10 protein-coding genes are annotated in these 15,671 nt (G+C 63.2%); 5 read left to right on the plus strand and 5 right to left on the minus strand.

All coding sequences use genetic code 11. The features are described from left to right. Positions 1-256: 256 nt before the first annotated feature. Positions 257-1,255: an aldo/keto reductase gene (locus I41_RS10080; protein ID WP_145432426.1), complete on the minus strand. Its 999-nt coding sequence runs from the start codon at positions 1,253-1,255 to the stop codon at positions 257-259. A gap of 234 nt (positions 1,256-1,489) precedes the next feature. Between I41_RS10080 and I41_RS10085 the strand changes: the two genes are divergently transcribed. After that, positions 1,490-5,794: a tetratricopeptide repeat protein gene (locus I41_RS10085; RefSeq protein WP_145432427.1), complete on the plus strand. Its 4,305-nt coding sequence runs from the start codon at positions 1,490-1,492 to the stop codon at positions 5,792-5,794. On the opposite strand, the gene I41_RS10090 is transcribed toward I41_RS10085, so the two are convergent. Together I41_RS10090 and I41_RS10095 are read right to left on the minus strand one after the other, a co-directional pair. Then, complete coding sequence (locus tag I41_RS10090; protein ID WP_145432428.1) at positions 5,791-6,618, minus strand: dimethylarginine dimethylaminohydrolase family protein; 828 nt, start codon at positions 6,616-6,618, stop codon at positions 5,791-5,793. The two genes, I41_RS10085 and I41_RS10090, sit on opposite strands and share 4 nt — an antisense overlap. Before the next feature lie 152 nt (positions 6,619-6,770). Next, positions 6,771-8,039 (minus strand): ornithine cyclodeaminase, encoded by a 1,269-nt coding sequence (locus I41_RS10095; RefSeq protein ID WP_246133853.1) that lies wholly within the window; start codon positions 8,037-8,039, stop codon positions 6,771-6,773. A 266-nt stretch (positions 8,040-8,305) separates the two neighbouring features. Between I41_RS10095 and I41_RS10100 the strand changes: the two genes are divergently transcribed. The 4 genes from I41_RS10100 to I41_RS10115 all read left to right on the plus strand — a co-directional run bounded on the left by I41_RS10100 (position 8,306) and on the right by I41_RS10115 (position 13,170). Next, complete coding sequence (locus tag I41_RS10100) at positions 8,306-9,724, plus strand: hypothetical protein (protein ID WP_145432429.1); 1,419 nt, start codon at positions 8,306-8,308, stop codon at positions 9,722-9,724. A 113-nt stretch (positions 9,725-9,837) separates the two neighbouring features. Continuing rightward, positions 9,838-11,481 carry an adenine deaminase gene (gene ade, locus I41_RS10105; protein WP_145432430.1) on the plus strand — a complete coding sequence of 548 codons (1,644 nt, stop codon included), beginning with the start codon at positions 9,838-9,840 and terminating at the stop codon, positions 11,479-11,481. 195 nt (positions 11,482-11,676) lie between these two features. Next, positions 11,677-12,114 (plus strand): nucleoside deaminase, encoded by a 438-nt coding sequence (locus tag I41_RS10110; RefSeq protein WP_145432431.1) that lies wholly within the window; start codon positions 11,677-11,679, stop codon positions 12,112-12,114. Further along, positions 12,115-13,170: a type II secretion system F family protein gene (locus tag I41_RS10115; RefSeq protein WP_145432432.1), complete on the plus strand. Its 1,056-nt coding sequence runs from the start codon at positions 12,115-12,117 to the stop codon at positions 13,168-13,170. A gap of 152 nt (positions 13,171-13,322) precedes the next feature. Here the strand turns inward: I41_RS10115 and I41_RS10120 are convergent, their stop codons facing one another. After that, complete coding sequence (locus tag I41_RS10120; protein WP_145432433.1) at positions 13,323-14,159, minus strand: hypothetical protein; 837 nt, start codon at positions 14,157-14,159, stop codon at positions 13,323-13,325. A 189-nt stretch (positions 14,160-14,348) separates the two neighbouring features. Next, positions 14,349-15,485, minus strand: a complete 1,137-nt coding sequence (ispG, locus tag I41_RS10125; RefSeq protein WP_145432434.1) for a (E)-4-hydroxy-3-methylbut-2-enyl-diphosphate synthase — start codon at positions 15,483-15,485, stop codon at positions 14,349-14,351. Between the last annotated feature and the right edge of the window lie 186 nt (positions 15,486-15,671).

Here is a 15,671-nt window from a genome sequence, read left to right on the forward strand (position 1 = left end):
GGGTCGAACCATCCCCGCGGAGGCGTCGCGCCGTCGGAGAAAGCCTAGGTCGCCGCAGCGCCCAAGCCGCGACGATCAGTACGCAGCCGAAATCGAATGGACCGCGCCAAAGGGGACTGACAGGTCCAGCCCCTACAACCGGACCGCGGCAGAAGCCCCTTGTCGCGCCAAGCAGCTGCAGGGACGCGCCCTCCGGTCCGTAGCGCCAATTCGCTTGCTACTGCCCATCCGGTTCACGAAGTCCCGCTAGCGGTCGCTACTGAAACAGCCGCTTCGCCGCGGCGGGCCCGCGAGCCTCGATGGCCGCGTTGATCTCCGCCAACTCAGCGCTCGACAGTCGCCACCCCATCGCGGCCGCAGTTTCCTCGATCTGCCACGCGCGCTTGGCCCCGCATAATGCGGTAGTGATGCCGGGCTGACTAATGGTCCAGTTGACTGCCACCTGGGCGACCGTTCGCCCCAGTCGAGTTGCGATCTCGCGAAGTTTGGCGACGAACGCCTGGTTCCGCTCGAACTCTTCGCCCTGATACATCGGGTAACTCTTGCGATTGTCCCCCGCCGCCAACTCCGTTTCCGTCCCGATCCTGCCCGCGAGCAATCCCTTCATCAGCGGCCAATAGGCCGCCACGGAGATCCCCTCGGCCAGGCACCAGGGAATGGTTTCCTTCTCGATGTCACGCTGCAGCATGTTGTACGGCAGCTGCACGGCGCTCAGCGGGCAGACGGCATGAAATTCTTGCAACTGCACGAGGGTGCAGTTCGAGGCCCCCGCGGTCAGCGTCTTTCCCGCATCGATCAGCCGCTGGATCGCTCCGGCCGAGTCGCCCACGGGCACGTGCGGATCGGGCGAGTGAAGATAGTACAGTTCCACATGATCGACGCCGAGTCTTTCAAGGCTTTCGTCGCACTCGCGCAGCAGCGTCTCCGGCCGTGCATCTTGCGCTTGCTTGCCATCGGCGCCGTAGTGGATGCCGCCCTTCGTGGCGATGATCGCTTCCTCGCGCGCATGCCCTTCAAGCGCCCGCCGAATGAGCCGCTCGCTCTCGCCATGGGGGCCGTAGCAGTAGGCCGTGTCGAGGAAGTTGGCCCCTGCCGCGAGGCTCGCCCGCACCGTGGCGATGCTATCAGCGTCGTTAACGTCGAGCGACGTCACCCCCGCGATCGGCCAGCAGCCAAGCGACACCGACGAGACTTCAATGGAGGAGCGTCCGAGACGACGGCGGTCGGCAGTTGGATCAGAAGTCGAGATATTCATCGGTAACTCGCTGGGTATAGCGCTAGCAATCGAACCGTGCAAGCATCACAGGATATCGTTGCGGACGGCCTATTGGCAAATCGCGGCGCTGTTGCGGGGCCGAGGCCACGCTAGCGGATTGCTCTTGACTGCTCATGGCGCTCGTCCGCTACACTCCGCGAGATTTTTTTCGACGTCCCGGCGTGCTGCGCGCTCGCCGATCATCCCTGTTTCACCATCGCGGCGACGCCACTTATGGGTTTGCAACTCATCTCGTTACTGGCCGACGTCGACGTCGAATCGGGTCGGGCCTCGTCCGTGCTCGTCATCGTCGCCATCGGCATCCTGTTCGCAGCCGGCGCCGCCAAGTGCGGCATCATCATGCTGCGACCCGAAGCCAATAAGCTGTGCGTCGGTTCCCTTGCCGCACTGTTGCTGACCTTCACGTACTACTGCGGCGCTACCTTGACGCAGTTCCTTTTCGAGCCCCCTCAATGGCTGATCGTCGCCAGCCATTTGCTCGGCACGCTGGCGATGTTGTTCGCCTGGACGATGGCGGTGCTCGGCCTGATCGATTACCGTCGTCACAAGGAATCCTATAACCAGGGCCGCGTCCAGGCATGGATCGCGCTCATGGTTTCTAGCATCCCCGTGCTCCTCGCTGCCGTTGGGATCGCGGTCGGCTTCTTCCAAGGGCTTCGCTCTGGCCGGGAGCGCAACTCCCAGCGTTATGCCGATGAGGAAGTTGAGTCGCGCGGCCGTGAGCGCGACCCTTCGCAACCTCCCTCGCCGGACCGAGGTTTCGGCCCAGACTCCGGCGCCGAGCCATCGGTGCGCCGTGTTTCCCATGAGGTCGCTGCCCGCGACGCCGACCCGCAACGGACGCAGCGCTTTCCGGAACTCAATTTCGAGTTCACGCCGCCCGAGCAGGGCTGGATCAAGCTCCACGCCGCCAGCATCAGTCGCGACGCCGCCGTCGCCTACACCAGCAAGTCGCCGCAGATCATTTTCTTCGTCGTGGCCGAACGTCTCGGAGCCGACGTCGACGTCGACGCTCGTGCGCTGCTTGAAGTGATCAAATCAAGCATCTATGCCAACTATGACGACGTCGACTTCGACGAACCCGTCTCGCAAACAGTCGCCGGCATCGATGGCATTAGCATCAACGCCTCCTACACCGAGGGCGCCATCGATCAGCGCCGCGCGATGTGGATCGGCGCGCAAGGCGGCTACCTCTTCCAATTAATCGCTACCGGTCGGGCCAAGCACGCCGACCGGCTCGACGAGCGCCACGGCGAGATGCTGGCCGGCTTCCGGGTGCTCGACCAAGAGGCGGTCGTTTACTCGCAGGGGAAGACGCCGATTGCCCACTACGAGTCGGCCGAATTTGGCTACGAGATCGACTTTAGCAGCGGCGCCTGGCTGCAGGCGCCGGCTGAGCAGGAGATTCTCCCCGCGGCGGAGATCGCCGCCACGCTCAGAAATCATGCGGCCGTGGCGGTGATTCCGCTCTACCTGCCGCGCGACGACGCTCCATTGGAGAACGTCGCCGAGGCCCTCGGCGACGCCTTGCTTGACGGGCTCGAAGTTGCTGCCTGCCAGCACGTCGAAACGAAAGCCGCCAACGCGGACGGCGTTGAAGAGATGACGTTCGCGTATCAACAGTCGGTCGCAGACGGGACGGCGGTCGACTATCGTTTTCGCCTCGTGCGACGGGGACGTCGCGCCGCCATGGCGCTAGGACTCACCCCCAGCGAGGACGCCGACGCGCTCCAGGCCGTCGAGCGCGTCGTCGCGACGCTACAGTTCAATGACGAAGGGCAGGGGAAGAACGCCCAGGGAAGCGAGACGCAGCGCGCCGGTCGCGGCAAGGCGCTCAATTCGCTGGGGCTCGTCTCGTTCGAGCAAAAGAACGCCGAGTTGTCGCTCGCCTGCTTCGAGGAGGCGATTGCACTCCTGCCTGGCAATGAGTCGCCGCTGCTGAATTACGCCCATGTCCTGGCCGAAACCGGCCAGCTGGAGCAGGCAGTCGCCGCCCTCGAAACTCGCCTCGACGATTACGACGAGAATCAGCGCATCAAAGAAAAACTCGCCGCGCTGTTGTTCGAATCAGGCGACGAAGAACGCTGCTGCGAAACGCTCGAACAACTAGTGCGCTCAGGATACCGCGGCGAGGAAGCGCTCATGATCCTCACCGGGGCCTACATCAAGCAGGAGAAATACGAGGCAGCGCTTGCCGCCGTCGACCAGTACCTCCAGGGAGGCGCGAATCCACAGGCGACGCAGATCAAGGCCGTGCTTCTCTCGAAGCTCGGCAAGCACGACGAAGCCATTGCCATCCTCGAAGAAGTCCGCCGACAGCGCCCCCGCGACCCGTCCAGTGCGCTCAATCTTGCCGTTGGCTACTGCGAGGCCGAGCGCTACGACGCCGCCCTGAATCTCACGGAGCAGCTCCTCGACCAAGGCAAGTCGACCGACGAAGTCTATCTCGTCCGCGGTCGCTGCCAACTCGGCATGAAGCAGTTTCACGATGCGAAGGAGTCGTTCGAACTTGCCCTGGCCGCCAATCCTCGCAGCGAAGATGCCAAAGAGGCGATCGCCGTCGCCTCGGCGATGTTGGGCCAAGGCAACAACTCGATCGTCAAGACGCCGATCGATCCGGTGCCCTTGCCGGCCGAGATTGACAACCGACTTACCCAAATCCCGGATAACGACCAGGCGGCGGGAACTTTCGGCGCCTACGAAAACTATCGCGTCGTCGGCTACGAATATCGACAGGGGCAGCGCAGCCGTTGCACCACCTATCGCAAAATCAAGATCGTCGGCCAGGAGGGGATCGATCGATTCTCGACGCTGACAGTCACCTTCAACCCCCTCAACGAGAGCGTGTACGTCAATCGGCTCGCCGTCTACGACGCCGCCGGCAATCTGCTCGCCGAAGGCAACGCCAACGACTACTACGTCGCGGCCGACGACAAAAGTGAACTTGCCACGAATGATCACACGCTGACGATCCCGGTCCCGCAAATACAGCCCGGCAATACGTTGGAGTTCACCTACACCCGCGACCAGGCGGCCGTGGATGATTTCGGGTATGAAAACGTGGTGCTCACGTCGTCGATTCCGGTCCAGGCGGCCGCCGCGTTCGTCGTCGGCGACGTGGACAAACTCGCCCACACCTCCAGCGGTCCCGAACCGCGCCCAAGTGCCGACGGCGGACTCTTCTGGGGCGTGAGCGATCCGCCCGTCTATGTCGACGAAAGTTCTCAGCCCCCGATGGTTGAGTTCCTTCCCGTCGTCCACCTGACGGACGCCGGTCAGCAGTGGAGCGCCATCGGCGACGAATACGCAGAGAAGATCGCCGATCGTCTGCAGCCCGACCCCGTCACCTCCGCCAAGGCGGCCGAATTGACCCAGGGCCTGTCCACGCCCGACGAGAAGGTCGCGGCGCTCAGTCGCTTCGTGCAGAAACAGCTCAACTATCAAGGACTCGAGTTCGGCGTCCGCGGACTCATGCCAAACGCCGCGTCAAAATCACTCGAAAACGGCTATGGCGACTGCAAGGACCACTCGTTGCTGCTCAAGCAATTGCTCAACGCCGTCGGCATCCCCGCGCAGCTCACGCTCGTGAATTCCACGGGCGAGGTCGACGGCAAGCTTCCGTCGACGTCGCAGTTCGATCATATGATCCTTTCGCTTCCTGGGCCCTCGGGCGGCGACCGGGACCGCCGGTTCATCGACTGCACCGCCAAGCATGCTGACGCTAGCCAGGTGACTGCCGACGATTTTGACGGCCGCTTGGCTCTGGTCATCGAGCCGGGCGCCTCGCGATTGGTTCCTATTCCGCCGCGCACGACCCTCGGCGCCGAGATTCGCTGCGGCCGCGAGGTCACCATCGCGTGCGACGAACCAGAGCGCGAAACTGCCGACGCGGTCGTTCGCGAGCAAGTGTCGTTCACCGGAACGCCAGCCGGCGCGCTCCGCTCGGTGCTGGCATCGATGCAGCCTCGCGACCGCAAAGAGGCGATCGCCCGGTTGATTTCCGAACACGACGAAGTCGATGTGACTCGACTCGACATTGTCAACATCGAAGACCCGACGGCCCCGCTCATACTTCAGCTGCAGTACCGCATCGACAACGCCTTTCATAGCGTCGGCGAAAGCGGCACGCCGCTGTCCGGGCGGCTCGTCAGCCCGTGGGAGACCTGGGCCACCACTGCCTACGCTATGACCGAACGATTGACGCCGTTTCGCACGACCGCCGCATCGATCGTCGGCTCGACGCGCTATGTCTTGCCGCCTGGGTTCATCCTTGACCGGGGACCCGAGTCGATCGAATCGCCTCCTACGAATACGTTCGTCAACTGGAAAGTCGAGGCGAACGCGGCAGACAACTCGACGCTGCTCCGCGTCGATCGACGCGCGGGGAGTCACCCAGCAGCGGCCTACGCTGCCTGCTCGGCGGAAGCCAAGCAGCTGCTCGACCGGATACGTCGACCGATCACGCTCCGGGAGATTCCTCTGACAGCCAGCGCCGAAGGCAGCGCGACGGTCCGCTAGACGCGCCAACCGGCTGCTTCCTCGCCGTCGAGACGCAATGTCAGGCACTTGGCGCTGCCGCCTGCTTTCACAAATTCGCCAAGCGGCGTTTCCGCTGGCGTGAAGCCGGCGGTTCGCAGTTGGCGATGCAGATCCGCGCATCCGACGTTGGTGATCACCGTTCGCCCGACGACCGCCGCATTGCACGCGAAACTTTCCGCCTCCCCAGCCTCGACTTCAATAAGCGTTGGCACATGGGCCGCCAGCACGCGGCGTCCGTAATCGTCGAACGCGCCGGGATAATAAATGGCCACGCCAGGCGCCAGCGGGCAGAAGCACGTATCGAGGTGATAATAGTAAGCGTCGACCAATTCCAGCGGCAGGACGCGCACCCCCAGCAACTCGCCAATCTGCTGATGACCGAGCGCATCGCTTCGCTGTCGGTACCCCGCAAAGAGGGTGTCGCCGCAAAAGAGCGCATCGCCCGCGCCTTCGAAGCTGAAACGATTGGGCGTCTCGAATACCTCAAACCCGTCTGCGCCCAGCCAGCGGCGAAAGTGCGCCTCTTCTCCTTGCCGCTGCACATGCTTGAAGTGGGAGATGACGGCCCGTCGTTTGAAAATCAGCGCTGCGTTTGCGGTGAAGACCAGATCGGGTAGCCCTTCCACCGGTGCGATCTCGGCAATCTCCGCCCCTGCGGCAATCAATTGGTCGCGCAACGCCCTCCATTGCAGCTGGGCCAGCGCATGATCAGCCTGCCGCTCAGTCTTCATCCACGGATTGATCTCGTAATGGATCCCATAGTGCGTCGGCGCACACATCAAGATGCGAGGCGATGACGACATTAGCTACCTACAATCTCTTCCTAATCACCAGCTCTGAATAGATTAAACACAGAGGACACCGAGAGCACCGACGACCGATGCAACCGCATTCCCTCTGTGTCCTCTGTGCTCGCTGTGTTGAATGTAGTTGATTTTGAACGATGAGAATCGCCTCACCCCTCCAGCTTCCGCACTTCCGCCACCAGCGCCCGCAGAAATGGCTCCACATCCGTCACCAACCCCACCGTCTGAAAGCTCCCGCGATCATTCAGTTTGATCACCGTCGACGGATTGATGTCGACGCACACCACCTTCACGGTCGCCGGCAACAGGTTGCCGACCGCTACGGAGTGAAGCGTCGTCGCCACCATCAGGCAGAAGGTCACGTTCTTTACCATCTCCCGCATAATCCGTTGGCACTCAAGCGCGTCCGTCACCACGTCCGGCAACGGCCCATCGTCGCGGATGCTTCCTGACAGGTGGAAGTCGACGCCGTTCTTGATGCATTCATACATGATGCCGCTGCGCAGCAATCCCGATTCGACCGCCGCAGCGATCGACCCCGCGCGGCGAATCAGATTGATCGCCCGCAGGTGATGCTCATGCCCCGCGTCGACGATCGTTCCCTCGCTCAAGTTCACCCCCAGGCTGGTGCCGAAGAGCGACTGCTCGATGTCGTGCGTCGCCAGCGCATTGCCGGCGAAAAGCTTGTGGATGTAGCCATCGCGCAATAGCTCGCATACCAGCGGCCCGCTTCCGGTATGGACGATCGCCGGGCCGCCGACCAGCAGCGATCTCTTTCCGTCGCGCCGATTCTCGAACAACTGCCGCGCGATCTCGCGGATCACCACCCCTTTGGGCTTCTCGGTCGAGACGGCGCTGTTCATGAAGGCGAAAGCATGCCCTTGCTCTTGGCGCTCCAGCGGAAAGACTCGCGTGCCGACATGCCCCACCACCACTTTCATGCCCCGTTGCACTTCGGTCATCGGTAGGCAGCGGCACGAGATCGAACGGTCGTCAACGACAATCCCGCAATCCATCTCCTGATCGGCTACGCCGATCCAGTGCCCGCCCAGGCGTACTTCCGTCTTCTGGTTGGTCGTACTGTAGAAACCTTCAGGAAACGCCCCGTCCATATCAGCTTCCACCAACCGCGCGTCGCCTCCGTGAACGGCAACGGCGCCATGGTCGCTGATTTGGGCCATGATTTCTTCAAGCGCTGCTTCATCCTTCGCGCGCACTTCGATCCGGGCGAAGCTGGGATCGCTGCGGTCGTGCCCAATGGCGACGTTTTTGATGATGAACATGCCTCCCGCCGCCGTGATGCCATCGAGCACCTTGGGCAAGATGAGGCTGTCGATGATGTGCCCGCGAACCTCCACGTCCTCGACGGCAGGAAACGCCGCACGACGCAGATCTTCTCTCAGGTCTGTCTCCGACACGTCGAGTTCCTCCTGACTAATTCGACGAAGTGGCGATAAGCTACCTTCATTCTAGGCGCTGAGCGGCCAATCGGCTCATCGCCGCCATGAGCGTAGATCGGCCCATTTGCCGCTTACGCGGTGACCGCAAACGGTCCTATTCGCCTTGCTGGAAAGACTTTATATTGATGGGCAAGGCATGGGCGGCGTCGCCCAGCCTTCCCCAGAGGCCCACTTTGGCGCGCCTCCGGCCCTCGCGGGCTGTCACCATGTTTACGACGTAACTGATGGACGAAAAGAAGACCTCTTCCTGGGACGACCTGATCAAGGAAATCGGCGCCGCTCCTGCCCCGGACGCCCTGGAGCGCAAACGCCCGGCGATCGAAACGACATTCAATCCGCCGCCGATCGTCGCGGCTCCTCCCAAGCCAAAGGCCAGCGATTGGGGCGGGCTCGCCTCGCAACTGGGCATCGAAGTCCCGCCCGAACCGACGCCTCCGCCGAAGCCGAAAGCCGAGCTAAAGCCGAAGCCCGAACCAAAGTCGAAGGCGGAACCGAAGGCGAAGACCGAACCGGGGCCGGCCGTCAAAGCAGAACCGCGGACCGAGCCCCGAGCCAAGGCCGAACCAAGGCCGAGGCGCGACTCCAAGCGCTCGGCGCCGCGCGCGGCCAAGCCCGAATCTCGCCATGAGCCAACGCCGGGCGAACTCGAATCGAGCTTCGCCGGTATCGAGCCGCTGGAGTCCGACTTCGAGGAAATCATCGAGGCCGAGATTATCGACATTGACTACAGCGACGAGCACGATTCGGACCTCGCGGACGAGTTCGTCGCGCAACTGGGCGACGACGCCCTCTCAGGCGAGGCGGCGCGCAACGCCTTCGACGCCTTGTTTGAAGGCGACGAATTCGCACCGCCTGCGCCGCGAGCACCGGCGCCCTCGCGACCGCCTCGCGCGCGCGAAGAACCCAGCCGTCGCGGTCCACGCTGGCGTGACGAGGCGGAAGACGAAGCCGCCTCAGCGCCGATTGACGACGACTTCGAACCGCTCGAAGGCGCCGACGACTCTGAACTCGTCGACGAAGCCGAAGTCCCTGCGTCCGAGGATGGCGACCGACCCCGTCGTCGTCGCCGTCGTCGCCGCGGCGGCCGTGGTCGCGAGCGCTCCGCGCGCAGCGACGAACCGCAGATGCGCGGTGAGTCAGAGGACGCCGATAATCTCGACGCAACCAACGAAGATGCGGATGACGTCGAGCGCGACGAAGACGACGCGCCGACCGAAGCGGGCGAAGGAGAACGCCCACGCCGTCGCCGTCGCCGTCGCCGGCGCGGCGGGGCAAGCGAGGGAGCGGAGGAGCGTCCGTCCGCCGCTGCGCGAGCACCGCGACCAGCGCCCGCCGCCCGCCGCGAAGAGGACGACGAAGACGAAGAGGAGCACGACGAGGACGATGATCACGAATTCGCCCCGGTCGCGGATTCGCGCAGTGACGACGATGACGACGACGACGACGATGACGATGACGACTCGCCCCGGATGTCGCATAAAAACATCCCGACTTGGTCGGACGCCATCGGCGTGATGGTCGAGACGAACCTTGCCGCCCGCAAGAACTCGCCCAGCCGGCCCGGCGGACCGGGCGGCGGCGGACGCGAACGCGGCGGCCGAGGACGCGGCCGAGGCCGCGGTCGCGGCCGGAGCAGTTCCTAAGAGTTGGAAACCACACGACTCCAACTGGAAAACGATCGAATCGAAGAGCCACTGGCATTGCCAGTGGCTCTTCGCAGTAGACGAGAACCTGTTCGCAGCACTAGGATCGCCGCATGAGTTCGGGCTCGCAAATCATCGTTGGGCAAGTCGTCGACGTCGCCGGACGGACCATCACGCCGGCGGAAGTCACCGTGGCCGACGGCCGCATCGCCGCCATCACGCCGACGGTCAAGCCCACATCGACTTTCCTCCTTCCTGGCTTCGTCGACGCCCACGTCCACGTCGAAAGCTCGATGCTCGTCCCCAGCGAGTTTGCCCGCGCGGCCGTCGTCCACGGCACGGTTGCCACGGTCAGCGACCCGCATGAAATTGGCAACGTTCTCGGAGTCGCCGGCGTTCACTACATGCTGGAGAATGCGTCGCATGTGCCGCTGAAGTTCTACTTCGGCGCCCCCTCGTGCGTCCCCGCGACGACCTTCGAAACCGCCGGCGCCACGATCAGCGTCGCCGAGGTTGAGCAGCTGCTCGACGACCCGCGGATCGTCTATCTCAGCGAGATGATGAACTTCCCGGGAATTCTCTTCGGCGACGCCGACTGCCTGGCGAAGGTGCGGGCCGCCCATGTTCGCCACAAGCCCGTCGATGGTCACGCCCCCGGCTTGCGCGGCGCCGACGCCGCCAAGTACATCGCCGCCGGCATCACGACCGACCACGAATGCTTCACCAAGGAAGAGGCGCTCGACAAAATCGCCGCCGGCTGCAAAATCTCAATCCGCGAAGGCTCGGCCGCTCGCAACTTCGACGCCCTCTACACGCTCATCGGCGAACACCCCGCGATGGCGATGCTCTGCAGCGACGACAAACATCCCGATGAATTGCTGGTGAGCCACATCAACGCACTCGTGCGTCGCGCGGTTGCCAAGGGGATCAATGTCTTCGACGCCCTCCAGGCAGCCTGCGTGAACCCGGTCGTCCACTACGGCCTCAACGTCGGCCAGCTCCGCGTCGGCGACCCGGCCGATTTCATCGAAGTCGATTCGCTCACCGAGTTCCACGTCCGCCGCACTTGGATCGACGGGCAGCTGGTGGCCGAGAATGGCAAGACGCTCATCCCCCGCGTCGAGCCCAAAGTCGTCAACCAGTTCGTCGCCACGCACGTCCAGCCCGAGCAGTTCGCCGTGCAAGCGATCCCCGGCGCGAAGCTGCAAGTCATCGAGGCCCTCGACGGCCAGCTGATCACCAATCGACTTTCGCTGGAGCCGCGAGCCGAGGAGGGCGTCGTCGTGAGCGATCCCACGCGCGACGTCCTGAAACTCGTCGTGGTGAACCGCTATAGCAAGGCGCCGCCGGCGGTCGCGTTCATCAAGAACTTCGGCCTCTCCAGCGGCGCCATGGCTTCGAGCGTCGCCCACGACTCCCACAATGTGATTGCCGTCGGCGCTAGCGACGACGACATCGCCTCGGCCGTCAACGCTGTGATGGACGCCGGCGGCGGACTCGCGGCCGTGAACCACGTTCAGGGCGACCATTGGGTGTTGCCGCTGCCAGTGGCCGGCCTGATGGCCACCGGCACATGCGCCGAAGTCGGCCACGCCTACCAGGAACTCGACTCCGCCGTAAAGCGGTGGGGCTCGACGCTTCGCGCCCCCTATATGACGCTCTCCTTCATGGCGCTGCTCGTTATCCCCGCCCTGAAGCTTAGCGACAAAGGCCTCTTCGACGGCGGTAAATTCGAGTTCACGCCGCTACTGGATTAAGGGAAGAGAAGAAGAATTAGCCACGAAAAGAACGAAAGGTACGAAAAAAAAGAAAAAGTTTGAAGTGACGCAACTCAACTTGATACTCACGAGCACTTATCGGGTCGCTGACTCTCCTTTCTTCTTTCGTCATTTTCATGTGTTTCGTGGTTAAGCTACACTTGCCGTTAATCAACTCAACGCAAGGGATTGCCCATGGACCCGTTCCTTCAAGCCGCGATCGATGAAGCAAAACAGGGCCTCGCCGAGGGAGGGATCCCCATCGGTTCAGTACTGGTGATCGACGGCCAGATTGTCGGCCGAGGTCACAACCGACGCGTGCAACAAGGAAGCGCGATCCTGCACGCCGAGATGGATTGCCTGGAGAACGCCGGCCGGCTCAAAGCGCGTGACTATCAGCGGGCCGTGCTATACTCGACGTTGTCTCCCTGCGACATGTGCAGCGGTACGGCGCTGCTGTATGGCATCCCCCGCGTCGTGATCGGCGAGAACCGCACCTTTCAGGGCCCTGAAGAATACGTCCGCTCCCGCGGCGTAACGCTGGAAATCGTCGATGATCCCACGTGCATCCAACTGATGCGCGACTTCATCGCCGCCAAACCGGAACTCTGGAACGAAGACATCGGCGTGTAAATGTTCTTTTCCCCCCGCATCCGCCTGAAAGCCCTCGCCAACCTGTGCCGGCGACTGGCAGTTTCTACCAGCGCGGGGATTCAAGATCGCAAGATCTGGCGCGACGAAGCTGCCCGCAGTCGCGGCAGCGAGCACGCCGCTCTTTCACAGGTGAGCGATTCGCTCGCCCGCGGGGAAACGATCAGCGACGCTCTGAGCAAGACCGGCGAGTATCTTCCCCGCATGTTCAAGCAGATCGTCGCCATCGGCGACGCCAGCGGCCGGCTCGACCACGCCTACCAGCGGCTGGCTGAGCATTACGAACAAACGATCGTCACCCAGCGCATGTTTCTCGCGGCGCTCGCCTGGCCCATGATTCAGCTCGCCATTGCGCTGTTCGTGATCGGCATCGTCATTTGGATCTCCGGTTTCCTCAATCTGAAGAATTTTGAAGGCGAACCGCTCGACATGTTCGGCCTGGGGCTGGTTGGGGGCCGCGGTCTGGCTCTCTACGTTGCCTTCATCACGTTCGCGATCATTGCCGTCATCTTCGTCGTCGAAGCGAGCCGCCGCGGCATGCTGTGGACGCGGCAGCTGCAGCGCAATCTTATCCGGCTACCGGCAATCGGCGGAGCGGTTCAGACGCTGGCGCTTGCTCGCTTCACCTGGTCAATGCAGTTGATCCTCGACACCTCGATGGATCTACGCAAAGCGCTGCCGCTGGCTCTTGACGCCACGGGCAACGACTACTACCGTCGACTGGGTCCCGAAGTCGCCAACGGGATTCAGCGCGGCATGACGCTGACCGCCTCGCTCGCCAAGACCGGCGCGTTCCCCGCGGACTTGCTCGATGCGATCGCCGTCGGCGAGCAGACCGGCATGCTGTCGGAGACGATGCAGCGGCAATCGACCGAGTATCAGCGCCGCGCGGCTCTCGCGATTAGCGTCATCGCCCAGATCTTCGGCTACCTCATTTGGGCGCTCGTCGCCGCGATGATCGTCGTGCTGATTTTCCGCGTGATGGGGCCCTACATTGGCATGATCGAAGATCTGTCAAAACCCAACGCGTTCAAGTGAACGCCCTGCACGGCGTCAGCCGGAAGGCCACGCCCTCCGGGCTGCAGCGGCGATTCGTGACGGCACCACCGCCGCCGCCCGGACCGCGCAGCCGTCCGACTACTGTGCCGCATCGCTGCGAATCACACCTACTCACCTAGCCAGACACTCACTTACTTCGGCAACCCTCGTAAGTATGTCACCACCGCCTCGTGCGGATTCTCGACGCTCGCTTTCACCCAGTCGGCCAGCGACCCCGCCGGCTCGCCCGGTCGCAGCGAAGCGAGATAGCCGGTCAGCAGCGTTTCGCGCCCCGCTTCGGAGTGGAGTAGAAAGTGGACCCACAGCCACGACTCGGCATAGTCGAGCTGCGTCAACTCGCCCGCCTCGATGAGCTGTTCCAATCGCGGCAGATTTGGCCGCCAGCCGCCGACGGCCAGCTGCCCGCGCAGGTAATTGACGTGCAGGCGGTTCACCCCGTCGCGACCGCGACTCACCTCGAAGTATTCGGCCAGCCCCTCGTCCAGCCACAGCGGCAAATTCGGCACGCTCGCGTGGAGATACCCATGCGCCACTTCATGCCGCAGGTCTTCCGCGACCGCTTCGCCCCACGTGGCATAAACGGCGAGTTCTCGATCGGTTTCGACGAAAATAGCCCGCCGTTCCGGGAAGCCCGGGAACCGCCGCGAGACATGGCGCTTGTAGTCTGTTTCGTCGGCGAACAAATGAACGTGAATCTGCCGATCGCTCGGTTTAAGCCGCAGCTTTTCGTAGATAATTTGACGCTCGGCGACGATTTCGTCGATCAAGCGATTCTCGCTCGGCAGGATAAAGTCGGCGTGAAACACCAGCTGCCCAACGGTCGTCGGATGGGCCAGATACGCGGCAGCGTCCTTCTGCCCGGCGCCGGGCCGTAAGTCGATCGCTCGATTGCTGTTGAACGACCGGCAGGCCCCCAGCGCAATGACGGCCGTCGCGAGGCAGGCGGTGGAGAGGGTCGTTCGTCGCATCCATGCGCTCGCAGAACCGCGAATCAGCCGGCACTGCTGGCGCCGGCGAGGGGACGCAAGATTCTAACGACCGGCCGCGGAAGTCCGAATGGCAATTCGGCCCTGTAGCCGCGGCTCAACGAGCCGCCGGGGCGGTTATCGAGGGGCGGTGCCGGTCTATTGACGATCCGGCAGGTCGTTGACCTGCGGCTACGCGCGTGCAGCGATCAACGCATCGAGTTCCGCCTTGAGCCGCGGCAGAATCGCGTCGTAAGGAAACTGCCCAACCGTCTCGCTCCGCCGTTTCAGATTCACCACGGTCGGACCGCACCACAGTCCCAAATCGGCGTCGTCGGTCTCGCCAGGGCCGTTCACGCGGCAACCCATCACGGCAATCGTGATCGCATGCGCGCTGGCGTAACGCGTCATCTCTTTCACTTGCTCGGCGAGATCGATAAATGCTTCGTTCTCAACCCGCGAGCAGCTCGGGCAGCTAATGATATTCAGTGTGTTGAGTCCGAAATCGACGACCGACCGCACCCGTCCGGCGGCGATGTCGGCGAGAATCCGGCGGCCGGCTTCGATCTCTTCCGGCTTTCGCGGATTCGAGACCGTGAGCGACACCCGAATCGTGTCGCCGATCCCCCGGCTCAACAGCTGCTCGAACGCGATCCGCGTCTTGATGATCCCGTCGGGCGGCAGCCCCGCTTCGGTGACGCCAAGATGCAACGGCACGTCGGGCCGCGCTGCGGCAAAACGCTTGTTGACCTCGATCACCTTCTGCGGGTCAGAATCCTTGAGAGAGACGCAATAGCGCGTGAACCCGAGCTCGTCGAGCGCTCGGCAATGCTCCCACGCGCTGTCGAGCATCGGCGAAATCGAATCGTCGTGCGCATAGCGATCCTTCACCGCCGGATCGACGCTGCCGCAGTTCACCCCCACGCGCATCGCGCAGTCGTTGTCGGCGGCCACCTGCGCAAGGTAGCGCACCTTTTCCTGCCACGGCTTTTCGCGTTCGTGGTGATAGAGATGCCCCGGGTTGTAGCGAATCTTATCGACGTGGGGCGCCACGAGCTCGGCCAGGCGGTAGTTCTCCTGCAGGTCGACTGACAGGTTCGCTTTGGTCTGCTGGCGAATCTCCGCGAGCGCCGCCGCATCCTTGGTATTGTCAACCGCGACGCGCACCACGTCGGCGCCCGCCGCGTGCAGGGCGTTCACTTGTTCGACCGTCGCATCGATGTTCTGCGTGTGCGTCGCGGTCATGCTCTGCACGGTCACGGGGTGTTCGGCGCCGATCGCGATCGAGCCAATCCGGACGGAGCGAGTGGGATTGCGAGTGATTTGCACGGTCGAGTGTCGCCAGTAAGTTCGTCAGCAGCCTGAACGTCGTTCCGCTCAATTTTACGGCGCCTTGTTCTACTGGTCGAGGCGGCCGCGAGGCGCCGAGTCGTTCAGATTGAACCGCCAAGGACGCCAATGAAGCGAAGGAATACAAGGGTTTGGAACCGCCGATGAACGCGAATGAACGCAGAT

The organism is Lacipirellula limnantheis (assembly GCF_007746075.1).
In the GTDB taxonomy this organism is placed as follows: domain Bacteria; phylum Planctomycetota; class Planctomycetia; order Pirellulales; family Lacipirellulaceae; genus Lacipirellula; species Lacipirellula limnantheis.

Excerpts from the sequence above, each read along its gene's own strand:
- I41_RS10080 (WP_145432426.1), bottom strand. The coding sequence starts at position 1,255 with ATGAATATCTCGACTTCTGATCCAACTGCCGACCGCCGTCGTCTCGGA.
- I41_RS10085 (WP_145432427.1), top strand. The coding sequence starts at position 1,490 with ATGGGTTTGCAACTCATCTCGTTACTGGCCGACGTCGACGTCGAATCG.
- I41_RS10090 (WP_145432428.1), bottom strand. The coding sequence starts at position 6,618 with ATGTCGTCATCGCCTCGCATCTTGATGTGTGCGCCGACGCACTATGGG.
- I41_RS10100 (WP_145432429.1), top strand. The coding sequence starts at position 8,306 with ATGGACGAAAAGAAGACCTCTTCCTGGGACGACCTGATCAAGGAAATC.
- ade (WP_145432430.1), top strand. The coding sequence starts at position 9,838 with ATGAGTTCGGGCTCGCAAATCATCGTTGGGCAAGTCGTCGACGTCGCC.
- I41_RS10110 (WP_145432431.1), top strand. The coding sequence starts at position 11,677 with ATGGACCCGTTCCTTCAAGCCGCGATCGATGAAGCAAAACAGGGCCTC.
- I41_RS10115 (WP_145432432.1), top strand. The coding sequence starts at position 12,115 with ATGTTCTTTTCCCCCCGCATCCGCCTGAAAGCCCTCGCCAACCTGTGC.
- I41_RS10120 (WP_145432433.1), bottom strand. The coding sequence starts at position 14,159 with ATGCGACGAACGACCCTCTCCACCGCCTGCCTCGCGACGGCCGTCATT.